15 protein-coding genes and 1 tRNA gene are annotated in these 18,031 nt (G+C 68.1%); 7 read left to right on the top strand and 9 right to left on the bottom strand.

Annotated elements, in window-relative coordinates; all coding sequences use genetic code 11:
- Positions 1–106: 106 nt before the first annotated feature.
- Positions 107–1,168, top strand: coding sequence for an alpha/beta hydrolase (locus BZF57_RS02310; protein WP_086734179.1), 1,062 nt, complete (start codon positions 107–109; stop codon positions 1,166–1,168).
- A gap of 397 nt (positions 1,169–1,565) precedes the next feature.
- Here the strand turns inward: BZF57_RS02310 and BZF57_RS02305 are convergent, their stop codons facing one another.
- The 5 genes from BZF57_RS02305 to BZF57_RS02285 form a co-directional block, all read right to left on the bottom strand.
- Entirely contained in the window at positions 1,566–2,150 is a 585-nt protein-coding gene (locus BZF57_RS02305; RefSeq protein ID WP_086734176.1) for a hypothetical protein, read from the bottom strand.
- Positions 2,151–2,202: 52 nt separating this feature from the next.
- On the bottom strand, positions 2,203–2,592 hold the full coding sequence (locus BZF57_RS02300; RefSeq protein WP_086734174.1) for a RidA family protein: 390 nt from the start codon (positions 2,590–2,592) through the stop codon (positions 2,203–2,205).
- Complete coding sequence (locus tag BZF57_RS02295) at positions 2,589–3,716, bottom strand: ATP phosphoribosyltransferase regulatory subunit (protein ID WP_086734172.1); 1,128 nt, start codon at positions 3,714–3,716, stop codon at positions 2,589–2,591. Before BZF57_RS02295 ends, BZF57_RS02300 begins: the two co-directional genes overlap by 4 nt.
- A gap of 156 nt (positions 3,717–3,872) precedes the next feature.
- Complete coding sequence (gene serA / locus BZF57_RS02290) at positions 3,873–5,459, bottom strand: phosphoglycerate dehydrogenase (RefSeq protein WP_086734170.1); 1,587 nt, start codon at positions 5,457–5,459, stop codon at positions 3,873–3,875.
- A gap of 136 nt (positions 5,460–5,595) precedes the next feature.
- Positions 5,596–6,774 carry a phosphoserine transaminase gene (locus BZF57_RS02285; RefSeq protein WP_086734168.1) on the bottom strand — a complete coding sequence of 393 codons (1,179 nt, stop codon included), beginning with the start codon at positions 6,772–6,774 and terminating at the stop codon, positions 5,596–5,598.
- A gap of 286 nt (positions 6,775–7,060) precedes the next feature.
- Between BZF57_RS02285 and BZF57_RS02280 the strand changes: the two genes are divergently transcribed.
- The gene (locus tag BZF57_RS02280; protein ID WP_086734166.1) at positions 7,061–8,242 is read left to right on the top strand and encodes a glycosyltransferase family 4 protein; all 1,182 of its coding nucleotides are present in this window, start codon (positions 7,061–7,063) and stop codon (positions 8,240–8,242) included.
- Between the two features lie 3 nt (positions 8,243–8,245).
- On the opposite strand, the gene BZF57_RS02275 is transcribed toward BZF57_RS02280, so the two are convergent.
- Positions 8,246–8,683, bottom strand: coding sequence for a hypothetical protein (locus tag BZF57_RS02275; protein ID WP_086734164.1), 438 nt, complete (start codon positions 8,681–8,683; stop codon positions 8,246–8,248).
- A gap of 99 nt (positions 8,684–8,782) precedes the next feature.
- Positions 8,783–9,448, bottom strand: coding sequence for a PadR family transcriptional regulator (locus BZF57_RS02270; protein ID WP_086734162.1), 666 nt, complete (start codon positions 9,446–9,448; stop codon positions 8,783–8,785).
- Between the two features lie 118 nt (positions 9,449–9,566).
- Here BZF57_RS02270 and BZF57_RS02265 point away from each other — a divergent pair, with 118 nt between their 5' ends.
- The 5 genes from BZF57_RS02265 (at position 9,567) to BZF57_RS02245 (ending at position 13,358) form a co-directional block, all read left to right on the top strand.
- Positions 9,567–10,883 carry a replication-associated recombination protein A gene (locus BZF57_RS02265; RefSeq protein WP_086734610.1) on the top strand — a complete coding sequence of 439 codons (1,317 nt, stop codon included), beginning with the start codon at positions 9,567–9,569 and terminating at the stop codon, positions 10,881–10,883.
- Positions 10,880–11,236, top strand: a complete 357-nt coding sequence (locus BZF57_RS02260; protein ID WP_240505823.1) for a hypothetical protein — start codon at positions 10,880–10,882, stop codon at positions 11,234–11,236. The genes BZF57_RS02265 and BZF57_RS02260 overlap by 4 nt, the downstream gene beginning before the upstream one ends.
- The gene (locus BZF57_RS02255; RefSeq protein WP_086734158.1) at positions 11,233–12,120 is read left to right on the top strand and encodes a hypothetical protein; all 888 of its coding nucleotides are present in this window, start codon (positions 11,233–11,235) and stop codon (positions 12,118–12,120) included. The genes BZF57_RS02260 and BZF57_RS02255 overlap by 4 nt, the downstream gene beginning before the upstream one ends.
- Positions 12,121–12,139: 19 nt before the next feature.
- Positions 12,140–12,212: transfer RNA gene (locus BZF57_RS02250), tRNA-Thr, on the top strand.
- Positions 12,213–12,272: 60 nt separating this feature from the next.
- Positions 12,273–13,358 (top strand): MBL fold metallo-hydrolase, encoded by a 1,086-nt coding sequence (locus BZF57_RS02245; RefSeq protein ID WP_086734156.1) that lies wholly within the window; start codon positions 12,273–12,275, stop codon positions 13,356–13,358.
- Here BZF57_RS02245 and BZF57_RS02240 read toward each other — a convergent pair.
- Together BZF57_RS02240 and BZF57_RS02235 are read right to left on the bottom strand one after the other, a co-directional pair.
- Positions 13,355–14,281: an acetyl-CoA carboxylase carboxyltransferase subunit alpha gene (locus tag BZF57_RS02240; protein ID WP_086734154.1), complete on the bottom strand. Its 927-nt coding sequence runs from the start codon at positions 14,279–14,281 to the stop codon at positions 13,355–13,357. The genes BZF57_RS02245 and BZF57_RS02240 overlap by 4 nt on opposite strands.
- A 13-nt stretch (positions 14,282–14,294) precedes the next feature.
- Positions 14,295–17,993 carry an SDR family NAD(P)-dependent oxidoreductase gene (locus BZF57_RS02235; protein WP_086734152.1) on the bottom strand — a complete coding sequence of 1,233 codons (3,699 nt, stop codon included), beginning with the start codon at positions 17,991–17,993 and terminating at the stop codon, positions 14,295–14,297.
- Between the last annotated feature and the right edge of the window lie 38 nt (positions 17,994–18,031).

Raw genomic sequence — 18,031 nt, 5'->3', positions numbered from 1 at the left:
AATCCGCGCGGGGGCCTAGGCGTTCGGGGCCGGTGAAGCAAGCCGCGAAGGGTTTTGCGCGTGCCTGCGTTGGGGGACGGACAATGCCTGACGGAGCACCCCTGCCATGAATACCGCCGCCAAAGCCCTTCTCGCCGCCGGAGCGCTGGCCGTGCTGGCGAGCCCGATCCTCGCCCAGCAGCGCGCCAGAGGAGGATTTGGGGGGGGCGATCGCCTGCCGCAATCGTGCCGCGCCGAGATCGTGAAGCTGTGCGGCACCGACCGCGCGCAGATGCGCTCCTGCCTTGCCGAAAAGGCGAGCCAGCTGTCCGAGGAATGCCGCGGCGAGCTGCGCTCGCGCTTCGAGGGCCGCCGCGGCGGGCGCGATGGCGGGGCGGGCAAGCAGCTCGCGCCGACGCAGACGCTCGCCTATGGCAATGACAGCCTCCAGGCGCTCGACCTGTGGGTGCCCGAAGGGGCGAAGAACGCCCCGCTCGTGCTGTTCGTCCATGGCGGCGGGTGGAAGCGCGGCTCCAAGAACAACGCGATGGGCCGCGCCATGCCCGCGCATATGCTGGCGCAGGGCTATGCCTTCGCCTCGGTCGACTACCGCCTCGTCCCCCGCAACACGGTCGAGGAGCAGGCGAGCGATGTCGCCGCCGCGCTCGCCTATCTGCTGGAGCGCGCCGACAGCCTCGGGATCGACCGGAGCCGCGTGGTGCTGACGGGCCACTCGGCGGGCGCGCATCTGGTGGCGCTGGTGGGGACGGACGAGCGCTATCTGAAGAGCGTCGGCCTGTCCTTCGCCGATATCGACGGGGTGATGCCCAACGACGGCGCGGCCTATGATGTGGCGGCGCAGATCGAAGGCGCGGGGCCGATGATGCTCGAGACCTACAAGCAGGCCTTCGGGACCGAGCCCGGGCGGCAGAAGGCGCTTTCCCCGATCTGGCAGGCTGGCGCGCCCAATGCGCCCGCCTTCCTGCTGCTCCACGTCCAGCGCCCCGACGCCGTCGCCCAGTCCGCCCGGCTGGCCGAGGCGCTGAAGCAGGCCGGATCGCAGGCCGAGGTCGCAGGCTTCCCCGGCGAGGGCCTGCGCGGCCACATGGAGATCAACCGCAAATTGGGCGAGCCGGACTACCCCGCGACCCCGGTGATGGACGCGTGGCTGAAGAAGGTGCTGGGATGAGGCCTGTGCCCTTCCCTCGGCGGGCGTGGGTGCCCCTGTGCGGTGCTGCGGCTTGGCTGCAGACGTCGCTGGGGTTCACGCAGAGACCGCGGAGGAAAGGAGAGCGCGGAGAAGGTCACGCAGCTTCGCTGCGGGTCGTTTCTCGCGGAGACGCAGAGAAGAGAGGAAAGACGCGGAGCGGTTGGAGGGGCCGAAGGCACATCCACGATTCGCTCCGGTGCGGCTTGTCGCAGCGTCCGGGGACGGTTGCGGCTTCGCCACAGGCGCAACATCTCTGCGCCTCTCCTTTCCTCTGCGATCTCTGCGTGAAACCCCGCGGCTCAGCCGCGTAACCTTGTCCCCCTCCAGCTGTCGGGAGGGGCTAGGGGCGGGCCGCAGCCCGCAGGGCCATGCGCCATCATCGTCCTCGTTCGTTCGGGTCCTTCGAGCACGGCGCCTTGGAGAAGCGCACCCTTTCGACCGGCGCGCTGTCAGGTATCGATCGATCGGGCCAGCCATCGCTGATTATGACAACGAGGCACCGATCTCCGCGGCGGAAGTTCAGGTCGCATATCCCGCAACAGTTGCAATTGCCGATTTCGGGAAAGTCGACACAGGCTTCGTCCGAGACGCCCTCGCAAGGACCCTCCAGCGGCTGCCAGCCAAGCGCGAGGATCTCCTTGCGGGCGTCGAGATAGTCCATGTCCTCGAGCCGCAGCCCCTTGGAGGCGCCATCGGGGAAGAGGTTGCCGTTGAAGCTCTCGGCCATCCGGCAAGCCTCGGCGTCGCCCTTGTTGCACTGGTCGTAGTAGCACACCTTAGCGTTGTCATAGCCGCCATTGCGCTGGTCTCCGCAGTCGACAGGGGTGGCGCTCGGGGCGGGCGTGGGCGTTGGTGCCGGTGCCTCAGCCACCGCCTCGGTGGGCGGCGCATCGGGGGCGCGTTCATCCGCGCCGGAGCAGGCCGCCAGAAGCAGGGCAAGGAGGAGAGCGCCGCGCCGCATGGCTCGTCCTACCACAGCAATATCAGAAAGCTAGCGAGGCCAACCTGCCCCCTCACACCCGGGCGATAGCTTCGATCTCGACCATCAGTTCGGGGAGCGCGAGGGTGGTGACCCCGACCGTCGTGTCCGCCGGATAGGGCGCGGTGAAATACTTCGCGCGCGCTTCGACGATCTTGGGGAAGTGCGCCATGTCGGTGAGGTAGATCGTGACCTTCACCACCTTCGACAGGTTGCTCCCGCCCGCCTCCAGCACGCGCGAGAGGTTGGCGAAGGTCTGTTCGAGCTGCGCGTCGAAATCGCCCTCACCAACGATGCTGCCGTCCGCACCGATGCTCGCCTGGCCGGAGACGAACAGCAGCTCGCCCACCTGCCACGCGGGCGAGAAGTGGTAGGCGGCGAGCGGATCGCCCGGCAGGGTGATCGCACGCGCCGGGCCGCTCATGCGCCGCCCTCGAGCAGCACGGGGGTGTCGCCTTCTAGCACATAGCCGCAGCCCAGTGCCGCCGGGTCCTCGCCCTCGGCCAGTTGCGCCAGCGTGCGCCAGCCCTCGAACCTGAGGCGCGCGGCCGCCGCGCGGTCGTGGCCCTTGGGGAGGTAGACCATCCGCACCGCCTCGGGCTGGGGGGCCACTTCGGCGATCCGGTCGAGGTAGAGGGTGAAGCCGGTCGCGGCCTCGTCGCTTCCGGCGATGCGGTAGGTGCCGCCCCGTCCCGCCGCGCGGCGCAGGCCCTCGGCGTAAAGCGTGAAGCCGAACCACGACTGGTATTCGAAGCCGTGGCGCTCGGTCGGGTCGAGGGTGATCGTCGCCGCATCGCCCACCGCCGCGGCAATGGCCTCGAGCGCGTCAAGCCGGGACTTGAGCGCCCCGCCCGCATCGACCGCGCGCAGCGCCGCGAGCGCGCTCTCCAGCGGGCCAGTGGCGTAGAGCAGCGGCAGATAGGCCGCGCCGCCTGCCGCCTTCAATCCGCCCGCGTCCTTCGTATCGAGCTCGCGCCGCACCGCCTCGATCTGGTCGGGCGTGAGGGGGAAGGCCTTCGCCGCGAGCGTATCGACGAGGTCGGGCAGCGTGAAATCGACCGAAATGCCGGTCAGACCCGCCGCCTTCATCGCCTCGACTGCGAGCATCACCACCTCTCCCGCCGCTGCGACACTGTCGGCGCCGATCAGCTCGGCGCCGAGCTGCAGGCGCTCGCGCGCGGGATCGAGCTGGCTCGCCTTGATCACCACGGTATCGCCGCAATAGGCGAGCCGGAGCGGGCGCGGGGCGCTGGCGAGGCTGGTGGAGGCGATGCGGCCGACCTGCGGGGTCATGTCGGAGCGCAGCGCGAGGGTGCGCAAGGATGCGGGGTCGACGAAGCGGAACATCGCGCTTGTCTCGCCCACGGTCACGCCCGCCATGCGGCCCACCAGCGCGGCCTCGAACTCGAGCAGCGGCGGGCGCACCCGGTCATAGCCATGCGCGTCCATCACATCGAGACAGGCGCGCATCGCCGCCGTGATCCGCGCCGCTTCAAGCGGCAGCCGGTCTTCGAGGCCTTCGGGCAGGAGGTCGTTGGGTTTGGTCATGTCGCCACGCGCTTAGCGGGGTATGGGCGCGGGGTGAAGGGGCTTGCCTTGGGGAGGCCCACCCCTAACCCCTCCCGCAAGCGGGAGGGGGACTGGGTCGCGCAGTTGACTCCCCTCCCGCTTGCGGGAGGGGTCGGGGGTGGGCCTAAGCCAACCTCAAAACGCCAGCGCCTTGACCATCTTCACGCCTTCGACCTTCTCGGCCTCGGCGATCACGGCGGGGGTGAGGGCTTCGTCGAGGCTCAGCAGCAGCACCGCTTCCCCGCCCGCTTCGCGGCGGCCGAGGTTGAAAGTGCCGATGTTGATCCCGTGGCTGCCCAGCAGCGTCCCGATGCGGCCGATGAAGCCCGGCTTGTCGTCGTTGACGATGTAGAGCATGTGGCCCGACAGCTCGGCCTCGATGCCGATGCCGAAGATTTCGACGAGACGCGGCGCTTCGGTGCCGAACAGCGTGCCCGCGACCGAGCGGGGGCCCTGTGCGGTCTCCACGGTGACGCGGACGAGGGTGCTGAACGCGCCCTCGCGCTCGTGGCGCACTTCGCTGACCGCCAGCCCGCGCTCCTTGGCGAGGAACGGCGCGTTGACCATGTTCACCGTGTCCGAATAGCGGCGCATGAAGCCCGCGAGCACGGCGGCGGTGATCGGCTTGCCGTTGAGTTCGGCCGCTGCACCCTCGCGCTCGATCCCGATCTGGGTGAGGTTGCCGTGGGCGAGCTGGCCCACGAGGCTGCCCAGCTTTTCGGCCAGCGCCATGTAGGGCTTGAGCTTCGGGGCTTCCTCGGCGCTCAGCGAGGGGACGTTGAGCGCGTTGGTGACGCCGCCATTGACGAGGTAGTCGGCCATCTGCTCGGCCACCTGCAGCGCGACGTTGACCTGCGCTTCGGTGGTCGAGGCCCCGAGGTGCGGGGTGCAGATGAAGTTGGGCGCGCCGAACAGCGGGTGATCGGCCGCCGGCGGCTCGGTCTCGAACACGTCGAGCGCGGCGCCGGCAACCTGCCCGCTTTCGAGGCACTCCTTCAGCGCCGCCTCGTCGATCAGCCCGCCGCGGGCGCAGTTGATGATGCGGATGCCCTTCTTGGCATTCTCGAGCCGCTCGCGGCTGAGGATGTTGCGGGTCTCCTCGGTCAGCGGCGTGTGCAGCGTGACGAAGTCGGCACGGCTCAGCAGCGTGTCGAGATCGACCTTCTCGATCCCGAGTTCGATCGCGCGCTCTTCGGTGAGGAAGGGATCATAGGCGATCACCTTCATCTTGAGGCCGAGCGCCCGGCTGGCGACGATCGAGCCGATGTTCCCTGCGCCGATCAGGCCGAGGGTCTTGGCGGTGAGTTCGACCCCCATGAACCCGCTCTTGGGCCACTTGCCCGCCTGGGTCTGGGCGTTGGCTTCGGGGATCTGCCGCGCGAGCGCGAACATCAGCGCGATGGCGTGTTCGGCGGTGGTGATCGAGTTGCCGAACGGGGTGTTCATCACCACCACGCCCTTGCCGCTCGCATAGGGGATGTCGACGTTGTCGACCCCGATGCCCGCGCGGCCGATGACCTTGAGGTTGGTGGCGGCATCGAGGATCGCCTTGGTGACCTTGGTCGAGGAGCGGATGGCAAGGCCGTCATACTCGCCGATGCGGGCGATCAGCTGTTCTGGCGTTTCGCCGGTGATCACGTCGACATCGCAGCCACGCTCTTCGAAAATGCGCGCGGCGTTGGGGTCCATCTTGTCGGAAATGAGAACTTTGGGACGGGTCATTTTCGTTTTCCCTGAATTCGTCATGCTGAACTTGTTTCAGCATCCATCGAGCCTCCGAGGTCGGAGTTCGATGTGGAGAAATGGACCCTGAACCAAGTTCAGGGTGACGGAATAAGTTAAAGCGGGACGGACGGCCTCAGCCGTTCTTGACCTTCTCGTAGGCCCACTCGATCCACGGCAGCAGGCGCTTGAGGTCCTCCTGCTCGACGGTCGAGCCGCACCAGATGCGCAAGCTCGGGGGCGCATCGCGGTAGCCGTTGAAGTCATAGCCAACCGCCCGCTCTTCGAGCAGCTTGACGATCTTCTTGGGCACGGCGGCCTGATCTTCGGCCGAGAGGCTCTCGTACCAGTCGCCCTGGAAGACCATGCACACGCCGGTGTTGGTCTGCTGGGCCGGATCGCTCGCCATGTTGCGCAGCCACGGGGTGGCCTCGATCCAGTCCTTGACGATTCTTGCGTTGGCATCGGCCCGCTCGATCAGCGCCTTGCGGCCGCCGATCGCCTTGCCCCATTCGAGCGCGGCGATGTAATCCTCGGTCGCCAGCATCGAGGGGGTGTTGATCGTCTCGCCCTCGAAGATCCCGCGGTTGAGCTTGGCGCCCTTCTTCATGCGGAACAGCTTGGGCAGCGGCCAGGCCGGATCGTAGCTTTCGATCCGCTCGATCGCCTTGGGGCTGAGGATCAGCATGCCGTGCTGGGCTTCGGAACCCATCACCTTCTGCCACGAATAGGTCGTGGCATCGAGCTTGGCCCAGTCCATCTCCATCGCGAAGATCGCGCTGGTGGCGTCGTTGATCGTCACGCCCTCGCGCCCGGCTTCGAGCCAGTCGGTGTTCGGGATGCGCGCGCCCGAGGTGGTGCCGTTCCAGGTGAACACCACGTCGTTGCGCTGGGGGATGGTGGTGAGATCGGGGATCTCGCCGTAATCGGCGGTCAGCACCTGCAGGTTGGGCAGCTTCAATTGCTTCACCGCATCCTGGATCCAGATATTGCCGAAGCTCTCCCACGCGGCGACCGTCACCGGGCGCGCGGGATCGAGCATCGACCACATCGCGGCCTCGATCGCCCCGGTGTCCGAGGCGGGCATGATGCCGATCAGGTAATCGTCAGGAATGCCGAGCAGTTCGCGGCTGAGGTCGAGCGCATACTTGAGGCGATTCTTGCCCAGCGCCGAACGGTGCGAGCGGCCGAGCACATCGGTCTTGAGCTTGTCCAGCGACCAGCCGGGGAATTTTGCCGTGGGGCCCGACGAGAAAAAGGGGCGCTCAGGCTTCAGCGACGGCTCATGCGCGAGCCCGCGAACGTATTCAGTCATGTATTCTCTCCTTGCAGAGAGCACGCGCGGCGTTGGGACCGCGTGGCCCACGGGCGGCTTTAGTGGCGGGGGGCGAGGAGTCAATCACTGATTGCTCCTCCCCGGCACGGGGAGGGGGACCATCCGCAGGATGGTGGAGGGGCGAGCCACCGCGATCCGAAAGTTTTGCCATCGGGGCAGCGTTGCCCGCCCCTCCGCCCCGCCCCTGCGGGTCGCGCCCCCCTCCCCCTGCAGGGGAGGATACCCTCTCGCAATCTGCGCGCGGGTCGCCTAACAGGGCCGCTCCATGGACATATCCGATCTTCGCATTGCCCTGTTCAGCGGCAACTACAACTACACCCGCGACGGGGCCAACCAGGCGCTGAACCGCCTTGTCGGCTCGCTGCTCGGCCGCGGCGCGAAGGTGCGCGTCTATTCGCCCAAGGTCGCCAATCCCGATTTCCCCCCGACCGGCGATCTCGTCGGCGTGCCCAATGTGCCGATGCCGGTGAAGGGGCGCGGCGAGTACCGCATGCCGACTCACCTCGGCGCGGCAGTGAAGCGCGACCTTGCCGAATTCGCGCCCGATATCGTCCACCTCTCCTCGCCCGATCCGGCCGCCCACGGCGCGCTCAAATGGGCGCAGGAGCGCGGCATTCCAGTGCTCGCCAGCGTCCACACCCGCTTCGAGACCTACCCGCGCTATTACAACATGGCTTTCCTCGAGCCGATCATCATCAGGATGCTGCGGCGGTTCTACACCCGCTGCGACGCGCTGGTGGCGCCCTCGCAGTCGATGATCGACGAGCTGCTGGCGATGGGCATGCACACCCGCATCGGGCTGTGGAGCCGCGGCGTGGATCGCACGATCTTCTCGGCCGCGCGGCGCGATCCGGAATGGCGGCGCAGCCTCGGCCTTGCCGATGAGGACGTCGCCATCGTCTTCCTCGGGCGGCTGGTCATGGAGAAAGGCCTCGACGTATTCGCCGAGACCATCACCCGCCTGCGCGCGGCCGGCGCGCCGCACAAGGTGCTGGTGATCGGTGACGGCCCGGCGCGCGGCTGGTTCGAGGCGAACCTGCCCGGCGGGATCTTCGCGGGCTTCAAGACCGGCGAGGCGCTGGGACAGGCACTCGCGAGCGGCGACGTGTTCTTCAACCCCTCGGTCACCGAGACCTTCGGCAATGTCACCCTCGAAGCGATGGCAAGCGGGCTGCCCGTGGTCGCCGCCGGGGCAACCGGCAGCGCGAGCCTCGTCGCGGACGTGGTCACCGGACGGCTGGTCGCGCCTACCGGCAGCATGAAGGGTGACGCCGCGGCCTTTGCCGAAGCGCTCGCGCCCTATTGCACCGACCCTGCGCTCCGCGCCGCGCATGGCGCAGCGGGCGAGACGCGCGCCTGCGAATACAGCTGGGAAGCGATCAACGCCGTGGTCGGCGACACCTATGTGCAGCTGGTCGAGGAGCGGCGTGCGGCAAAGGCCGCATAAGGGTTATCTCAGCACCCCCGCCTTCTTCATCCGCACCGAATAGAACAGCAGGAACAGCGTCGACACCCAGATCGACAGCTTGAGCCCGAGCGGGGTCGCCATGTCGGCCGGGGTGTCGAGGATCACGTTCTCGGCCATCGTCACCCCGATCAGTCCCGCAAGCGCGATTGCCATTGCAGGCACCGCCCATTTCGAGCGCAGCAGCAGCAGCACCGATCCGGCGAAGGCACCCCACACGCCCATCGCCCAGACAGCGGTCGCCCATGCGGGATAGCTTTCCATGAAGGCAATCTGGCTCGGCGTCATGCCCATCTCCTCCAGCTTGCCGAGCTTGGTCGAAAGATAGCTGATGATCCCCATGCTGTTGAACAGCAGGGTGACAATGCCGACCACCCAGAGGTGGACCGGCGTGGGCATGCGGCCTTCGGTAACCGTCGTCATGGGCGTTCCCCTCCCCCAATCCGTGCGACCCGGACGGGGGAGAGGATATGCCTTTCTTGCATCCGCTGCAACTTGGGATGCCGTAACGTCACCAGCGGGTCAGAGCCGCTCGATGCGCTTGGCCATCTCGTCGATCATGTCGACGATTTCGTTGATGGTGCGCTCGTCGAGCTTGCCCGCCCGCGCGCGGTTCTTGAGCACCGAGCCCAGATTGCCCATCGCGCGGAACACATCGTGCGAGCGGACCGTGGTGGTGCGTTCGCCGTGATGGCCGAGACGCCGCATCAGGGCCTCGACCTCGTCCTTGCGGTCCTCGAGTTCCTGCGTGCCCTGCGCGGTAACCGCGAAAGGCTTCTTCGCGCCTTCGGCCTGGGCTTCCTCGATCGCGCCTTCGTCCTCGAGCAGCTGGAGCGTCGGATAGACCGCGCCCGGGCTCGGGGCGTAGTCGCCGCCGGTCATTTCCTCGATCGCCTTGATCAGTTCATAGCCGTGCGAGGGGTTCTCCGCGATCAGCGCCAGCAGCGCGAGACGCAGCTCGCCCTGCGCGAACATCCGTCCGCGGCGTCCGCCACGGCGACCGCGATAGCCCTCGGGCCCGCCCTCTTCGCCATCCGCCTCGCGGCCTCGCGGAAAGTCTTCGTCGAAGCGCGCGCGCATCTTCCAGTTCGGGCCGCCAAAGTTGACGTTCCCGTTCATTGCCATCGTCGCCATTGCCTCGGCGAGCTTTTCCCAGCCGCCACCGCGGCCATACCGGTTCCAGGTCATATCATTCCTCCTCGCCTATATCAGCGATACAGCAAAGATATATCTTAGAGCTATCGTTTCAAGACGCCTTGCCGGCGGGAGTTTCCTTTTCCGCCCGATGGCCTATCTCGACCGACGAATGACTGACCTGTTCGGACAAGACGCCTCCGAGGCGCCCCGCGACGACGCACCTGCGCCCGACGCTCCGCTCGCCGACCGGCTGCGGCCGCAGACCCTCGCCGAGGTGGTCGGGCAGGAACACCTGACCGGCCCCGAAGGCGCAATCGGGCGGATGGTGGCGGCCGGCAAGCTCGCCAGCATGATCCTGTGGGGCCCGCCGGGCACCGGCAAGACCAGCATCGCCCGCCTGCTCGCCGATGCCGTGGGGATGCGCTACGCCGCGATCAGCGCGGTGTTCTCGGGCGTGGGCGACCTCAAGCAGGCCTTCGCCGAGGCCGAGAAGATGGCGAAAGCGGGCCGCAAGACCCTGCTCTTTGTGGACGAGATCCACCGCTTCAACCGCGCCCAGCAGGACGGCTTCCTCCCCTTCGTCGAGCGCGGCGTGGTGACGCTGGTGGGCGCGACCACCGAGAACCCGAGCTTCGCGCTCAACGCCGCGCTGCTCAGCCGCGCGCAGGTGCTGGTGCTGAACCGGCTCGACGAGAGCGCGCTGGCGGCCTTGCTGGAGAAGGCCGAGGCGCTGGAGGGCGCCCTCCCGCTTACCCCCGAGGCGCGCGCGGCGTTGATCGCGCAGGCCGATGGCGACGGGCGCTTCCTGCTCGGGCAGGCGGAGACGCTTTATGCGGCCAAGCTCGGCGCGGCGCTCGACCCTGCGGGTCTTGGGAACTTCCTCCAGCGCCGCGTCGCGGTCTACGACAAGGACCGCGACGGGCATTACAACCTCATCTCGGCGCTGCATAAGTCCGTGCGCGGGAGCGATCCGCAGGCGGCGCTCTACTGGCTGGCGCGGATGCTGACGGCTGGCGAGGAGCCGCTGTTTCTCGCGCGGCGGCTGGTGAGGATGGCGGTCGAGGATATCGGCATGGCCGACCCGCAGGCACTCCCGCAATGCATGGCCGCGATGGAGGCCTACCGCTTCCTCGGAAGCCCTGAGGGCGAGCTGGCGCTGGTGCAGGCCTGCCTTTACCTCGCCACCGCGCCCAAATCGAACGCCGCCTACATGGCGCAGAAGGCCGCTTGGAAGGCCGCGAAGGAGACGGGCAGCCTCGCCCCGCCCGCCAACATCCTGAACGCCCCGACCAAGCTGATGAAGGACATCGGCTACGGCGCGGGCTACACCTACGACCACGACGCCGCCGAAGGCTTCTCCGGCGACAACTACTGGCCCGAGGGCATGGCGCCCGAGACCTTCTACTCCCCCGTCGAACGCGGTTTCGAGCGCGAGGTGAAGAAGCGCCTCGATTACTGGGACAAGCTGCGTAAGGAGCGGGGGTGACGGGGGCATTGGACAGCTGGGAGGCCGCGCGCGATTTCGCGCTGACCCTGCCGGGCACCGAACTTTCGACCAGCTACGGCAAGCCTGCGGTCAAGATCGCCGCCAATGGCCGCCCCTTCCTCGGAACGGGGCGGGAGACGGACACCTCCTTCGTGCTCCACATCGATATCGCCACCGCCGAAATGCTGATGGCGACCGGCCCCGAAACATTCTGGCAGACCCCGCACTACGAAGGGCATCCGGCAGTGCTGGTACGCTTCGACAGCCCCGATCCCGAGCGGGTGCGTGACACGATCCGGCTGGCGCACGAACAGGTGGCGGCGATGAAGCCAGCCGTGAAGCGCAAGCGGTGACACCCCGCTTCGCGCAATTCCTCGCGGTCGACTGGTCGGGGGCGAAGGGCCCACGGCAGAAGGGTATCGCGGTCGCATTGGCGCAGGCGGGGGGCGGCGCGCCGGTGCTGCTTGCCCCGCCCGATCCCAAAGGCTGGGCGCGCGGCGAGGTGCTGGCGCTGCTGGCGGGGCTGGAGGTGCCGACGCTGGTTGGGCTCGACCTCGGCATCTCGCTGCCGTTCCATGATGCGGGGGCGTTTTTTCCCGGGTGGGACGCCTCGCCCCCCGACGCGCGCGCGCTGTGGGCGCTGATCGATGCGCTGTGCGCCGCCGATCCGCATCTCGAGGCGGGCAGCTTGCTCGCCCACCCCGAGGCCATGCGCTATTTCCGGCACGGCGCGGGGGCGACCGGCGACCGCTTTCTCCTCCCCGGCGCGACCACCCGCGAGGGCCGTTTCCGCCTCGCCGAAGCCGCACAGCGCCAGCAGGGCGTGCGGCCGGTGAGCAATTTCAACCTCGTCGGCGCGGCGCAGGTCGGCAAGTCGAGCCTGACGGGGATGCGGATGCTCCACCGGCTGGGCACGCGCCTTCCCGTCTGGCCGGTCGACCCGCTGCCGGAAGAAGGCTCGGTCGTGACCGAGATCTACACCTCGATGGCCGCGCGGCTCGGCGGGGTGACGGGCTCCGCGACCAAGATCCGCAGCTTCGAGGCGCTCAACGATGCGCTGGACGCGCTTGGCTCGCCCCCGGTGGCGGGGCGCGGGGCGCTCGACGACCACTCCTCCGACGCGCTGCTGACCGCCGCATGGCTGCGCCGTGTCCACGGCCAGCGCGACCTGTGGCACCCCGAGACGCTCACCCCCGAAGTCGCCAGAACCGAAGGCTGGACTTTCGGCGCGCTCTAGGATTATGGCCGGGGCGAAAGCCGGCTTAGCTCAGATGGTAGAGCACCTGATTTGTAATCAGGGGGTCGCGGGTTCGATCCCTGCAGCCGGCACCGCCTCCACCAGAGCGACACGGGATTGCGTCCGGGGAGGCACGGGGGGGAGACACCAGCATGAGCCGCCGCGCCCGCATCGCGCTCGTCATTCTCGGCTTTGCTGCCATCGGGCTTGCCGCCTTCAAGCTCTTCGAACGGCCGATCGCGCTCTACCTCGTCCAGCGGGCGATCGACGCCAATGTCGGAACCGATCCGAGCAAGGACCTGCCCGACGGACTCCATGTCTATGTCTGCGGTTCGGGCTCGCCGATGGCCGATGCGGAGCGCGCGGGCGCGTGCCTTGCGGTGGCGGCGGGCGATACGCGGCTGATCTTCGACACCGGATCGGGCAGCATGCGGGTGCTGGGGCGCATGGGCTTTCCGGTCGGCAAGACCGAGCAGCTGTTCCTCACCCACCTCCATTCCGACCACTTCGACGGCCTCGGCGAGCTGATGGTGCAGAGCTGGGTGCAGGGCGCGCGCCACAAGCCACTCCCGGTCTCGGGCCCGCCGGGGACCATCGCCCTCGCCGAGGGATTCACCAAAGCCTACGCGCTCGATGCGACCTACCGCACCGCGCATCACGGACCGGAAATCGCCGATCCGGCGGGCGCTGGGCTGGCTGCGGAGGAGATCGTCATTCCCCCCGGCGCCGACAGCGTGGTGGTGCTCAATAAGGGCGACCTTACCGTCACCGCGATCCGCGTCAGCCACGATCCGGTCAAGGATGCCTATGGCTACCGGATCGACTACAAGGGCCGCTCGGTGGCGATCAGCGGGGACACGGCCTATGACGAACGGTTCGCCCGCGCGGCCAAGGGTGTCGACGTGATCTTCCACGAAGCGCTCGACCGCGAGCTGGTGCGCCGGATGCAAGCCGCCGCGAAGCGCAATGGCTCCGCCCCGATCGCCAAGGTGATGTCCGACATTCCCGGCTACCATGCGAGCCCCGTCGAGGCGGCGAAGGTCGCGCAGATGGCTGGCGCGCGGATGCTGGTCTATTACCACACGATCCCGCCGATGCCTTACAGCATGGTCGAAGGCCTGTTCCTCGAAGGCACGGACGAGGCCTTCGGCGGCGAAATCCGGATGGGCCATGATGGCGACCGCATCAGCCTTCCCGCAGGTGGTACGGCGATGGATTACGAAAACGTGCTGTTCTAGCCCAGCCTCAGGAAGAACTCCTCGCGCTCGCGGCGCAGCTCTTCGGGGGTCATGGCGGCAAGCGCATCGAGCTCTGCACGAAGCGCGAGTGTGAGGCGCTTGGCAGTTTCGGCATGGTCGCGATGCGCGCCGCCGCGCGGTTCGTAGACGATGCGGTGGATCACGCCGAGTTTGAGGAGGTCGCCCGCGGTCACCCGCATCGCCTCGGCCGCAGTGGCGGCCTGTGCGGCGCTGCGCCACAGGATCGAGGCGCAGCCCTCGGGCGAGATTACCGAATAGACGGCGTGTTCAAACATCAGCACGCGGTTCGCCGCCGCGAGAGCGACCGCCCCGCCCGATCCGCCCTCGCCGATGATCACCGCCACCAGCGGCACCCCGAGCGCGAGGCACGCCTCGGTCGAGCGGGCGATGGCCTCGGCCTGCCCGCGCGCTTCGGCATCGACGCCGGGGAAGGCGCCGGGGGTGTCGACCAGCGTCACCACGGGGAGGCCGAAGCGGTCGGCCAGCTCCATCAGGCGGATCGCCTTGCGATAACCCTCGGGCCGGGCCATGCCAAAATTGTGGCGGAGGCGCCCCGGCGTGTCCTCGCCCTTCACGTGGCCGATCACCATCACCTTGCGGCCTTCAAAGCGCGCAAAGCCGCCGATGATCGCCTGGTCATCGCCAAAGGTGCGGTCGCCCGCGATGGGGAGGAACTCGCTGAACAGACCCGCGACCAGCTTCTCGAACCGCGGCCGCTGCGGGTGGCGGGCGACCAGCGTGCGCTCCCACGGGGAGAGGCGCGCATAGGTATCGGCAAGCAGCTTGTCCGCCCGCTCGCGCAGCATCCGCGCCTCGTCGGTGCCCTCGGCATGGGCGGAAAGCTCCGCCACATGCTTGTCGAGCGCCTCGATCGGCTTTTCGAAGGGCAGGTACTGGATCACCCCCCGGGGCTCCTCACACCGTCATCGACATGCCGCGATAGATCCGCGCGCGGTAACGCGAATCCTCGGCATCGGGCAGCGGCGCGCCGACCAGCAGCACCGCACGGGCAAAACGGCGGACCTCTTCGAGATGCTCGTCGAGATCGCGCGGTTCTTCCGATTGGACGCGGCGGGTGAGGTTGATCTGGTTGACCGGCACATCGTGCACCAGCCGCTCGTTCTCCACGGCGAGGGTCGCGGTGAAGGCGTGGAGCGTGGTCTTGATGAAGTTCGCTAGCGCGAAAGCCGGGGACTTGTCGCCCATCGGCACGTCCGGCGACGTCAGCACCAGCTGGCAATCGTCATAGAGCGAGGCGCGGCGCGAGACGCGGAAGTGGTGCGTGAGGTTGTCGGCCACCACGGTGCGGAACTCTTCGGGCGTCAGCGGATCGTCGGTTGCAAACAGCTTGCCCGGCAGCGCCGACATCGGCGTCGAGAGGATCGTCGTCGGCTTGCCCCAGGCGATCAGCGCCTCGTCCATCGCGGCTTCGATGTCGGTGGTCTTGACCAGCGAGGTCAGCGCCTCGGCGGTCTCGGGCTCAAGCTGCGCCTTGACCGCCTCGAAGGCCTCCACCGTGCGGGTGATCAGGACCACGTTGGCGGCGTGGCAATCCTCGATGAAGGCGCGCGCGGTCTCGGCGAGGTAGTCGGCGAGGTGTTCGCCGATGATCCACACGGTCTTGCCGCGCATCTGGTCGAGCCGCTCCTGCTTGGGGCTGCCGAACAGCTCGCGCTCGGTGGTGGAGCGTTCCACGGAAAGACCGCCCGAGGGCATGAAGGTCTCGCCCGAGACGGCACGGTCGGCGAGGAAGAACACCGTCGCCTGCGCCACGTCATGCTCGGTCGGCATCTTGCCGAGATAGAGCTTGGAAAGCACGCCGGTGCCGACCTTCTTGGCCTCGACCGCGATCTTGTCGGCGGGGAGGAAGGGCGCATCCTCGGGCGGCACGCGCAGCAGCCAGTCGGCATCGCTTTCGGGCGTGGCCGGACGGTCGTTCCACTCGGGTGCGTCGAGGAACAGTCCCGCCTGCCGCAAGCGCCCGATGAGGCCGGCGGCGATCTGCGGGGTCAGCAGGTACTGGTCCCAGGTGCAGGTGCCATCGCCCTCGCGCGCGCAGGCCAGCGCCAGCTCGCGCAATTCGCGCGGGTTGTTGGTGTCGTGGCTCATCTTGGTGGTATCGTTGCGGGCGAGCCGCGCCAGCACCGCCTCGACCCGCACCCCGCGCCGGATCGCCTTGATCGCGGCGGCGTGGACGGCGTTGAGGCGCTTGTTGGCAAGGATCAGCTTGCCGCGCCGCTCGAACAGCCCGGGCTTGCCGCCGGTGCCCGACAGGCGGTCGCCATCGACCGGCCCCGGGGCAATCGCGTTGAACTGGACCTCCGGCCCGAGATAGCGCGCCATGCTCTCGACCATCGCGCGCTGCCCGGCCTTGGACACGGCGTAATCGGCGCGGTTGGGATAGGCGACCGCGAGATACTTCTCGCCCCCGAAATAGGACGAGACATTGAGGATGTAGCCCGAGCCTTGCGCCTTCATCAGCGGGGCGACGTGGTGCATCAGGAAATAGTTCGATACGAGATTCGCATCGAGAGTGTAGTTCCAGGCATCGACCGTCATGTCGACGACCATGTCCTCTGCACCCGCGACCCCGGCGTTGTTGATGAGGTAGTCGATCCGCCCGAAGGCCTTGAGCGTCGCGTCGACGGCTCCCTTGAGGCTCTCGAAATTGCTGACGTCGACATTGGCGAGGGTCTGGACGCGGCGCTCGACCCCGGCGAAACCGATGTCCTCCAGCTCGGAGACGATCTTGGCCCGTGCCACCGCGAGTTCGCTTTCGCGCCGGGCGACCATCATCACCTTGCCACCCGCGAGCGCCAGCAGGCGCGCGACCTGTCCGCCGATCCCGGCCGAACCGCCGGTGATCAGCGCGACCTTGCCCAGATGCAGCCCGGTGATGTTCTCGGAGAAGCCCGGCATGGCCTTGCGCGCGCCCGTAGCCTCGCCGATGTTGGCGGGGACGTAGAGCGTGATCTCGCCGAGCTTGCTCTCCTTCAGGAGGATGCGCGCGGCGTGGCCTGCGGTGAAGCGGATGTTCTCTGCCTCGGTATTGGTGAAGCGGACGATCTGGTTGCCCCACTCGGCCTGCCGGCGGCGGCCATGGGCGGTGTCGATCTCGGACTCGTCGCGCCAGATGCGGATCAGCTGCTCGGTCGCGGCGCGCAGGATGTGGCCATAGATGTCGCCCTTGCCGTCGCTCTTGTGGCTGACGAAGACGAAGCGCGGCGGTTGCAGCAGGTTGTCGTGGCGCTTCCAGTAACGGCTCATGGTGCGCGCGAGCGCCATGTTGCCGGCGAGCTCCACGTCCATCAGCGCCTCGACCACACCGTCATCGGCGGCGGTGATCGCGCCGCTCAATTCGCCCGCGCCCAGCGCCGGCAGGAACAGCGCGCCGCTGATCGGGGTGCCCTTCTTGGTGTAATCCTCGAGCGCCTCTTCCATCGCCGCCGGGTCCTTGCGGCTGAAGCGGATGATCGACAGCTTGTCGCCGAGGCCCAGCGCGGCGCAGCGCTTCTCGGCGATGGCGACGTCCGCCGCGCGCGGCAGGCCGAGCACGACCTCGGCCCCGCAGGCAAGCTGCACTTGCGCGATTTCGAGCGCTTCCTCCCAGTCGTCACCCGCCGCGACCAGCACGGCAAGGCCCGTGCCGTCCATCGAGCGCATCGTGGGCCGCGACAGATAGGTCGAGCGCTGCTCCTTGCGCACGGACATGCCGTGGGTGACCTCGAAATCGTGGCCGTTATAGGCCGCGCTCTCGTCCGAGCCGAGGAAGACGCAGGTCGTCGCGATGTCGGTCGGCGTGGGGAAGGTCTTGGCCTTCTCGTTGCCGCCGGTCGCGCGTTCGAGGCTCATCATGTCGAAGAACTGCGTCGCGGTGGTGCCGGCCGCATCGCCGCGCGCGGTGTCCATCGCGGCGAAGACATTGCGGATGCGCTCGCTCTCGATCGGGCCGGGGTAGACGAGGTTGACGCGGATGCCCTTGGGGCCAAGCTCCAAGCTGAGCTCGCGACTCCACGCGTTCATCGCCGCCTTGGGGACGACGTATGCCGCGCGCGCGTAGTAGGGCGTGCGGCTGAAGATGGTCGAGACATTGATGATCGAGCCGCCCTCGGGGATGTGCTCGGCCGCGACCCGCGCGACGTTCCATGCGACGCCGAAGATGTTGCGCAGCGCATCGCCCACGGTCTCGCTGTCGGTGGCGCCCTTCTTTTGCAGCGTGGCGAGCTCCTCGGCGGTCAGCGGCAGCTGCTCGATCGGCTGCTTGGGTCCTGCGCTCCCTGCATTGTTGACGAGGATGTCGATGCGGCCGAACTGCTTCACCACCTCGGCAATCGCAGCACGGACCGAGGCGATGTCGCCCCCGTCCAATGCCACGGTGGCGAGCCGCGCGGGGTCCGCGCCGGTCGCCTTGAGCAGCGCCTCGGCCGCCGCCTTGGTGCGATCGGGGGTGCGCCCCGTCATCACCACGGTTGCGCCTTCTGCAAGGTAATGGGTGACGATATGCCCGCCGAGATTGCCCGCGGCGCCGGTGACGACCGCGATCTTGCCGGCCAGACGGCCCGGAACGTCGCTTTGCAGAGCGGGCGCAGCGGCAACGGCTTTCGACTTGGCCATAGGACTCTCCTCACAGAATTGCTGCGAAGCCGTGCTTC

This window comes from Erythrobacter colymbi, from assembly GCF_002155685.1.
GTDB lineage: Bacteria > Pseudomonadota > Alphaproteobacteria > Sphingomonadales > Sphingomonadaceae > Erythrobacter > Erythrobacter colymbi.
The sequence above is the reverse complement of the archived record's forward strand: the minus strand, read 5'-3'. Positions and strand labels throughout refer to the sequence as shown.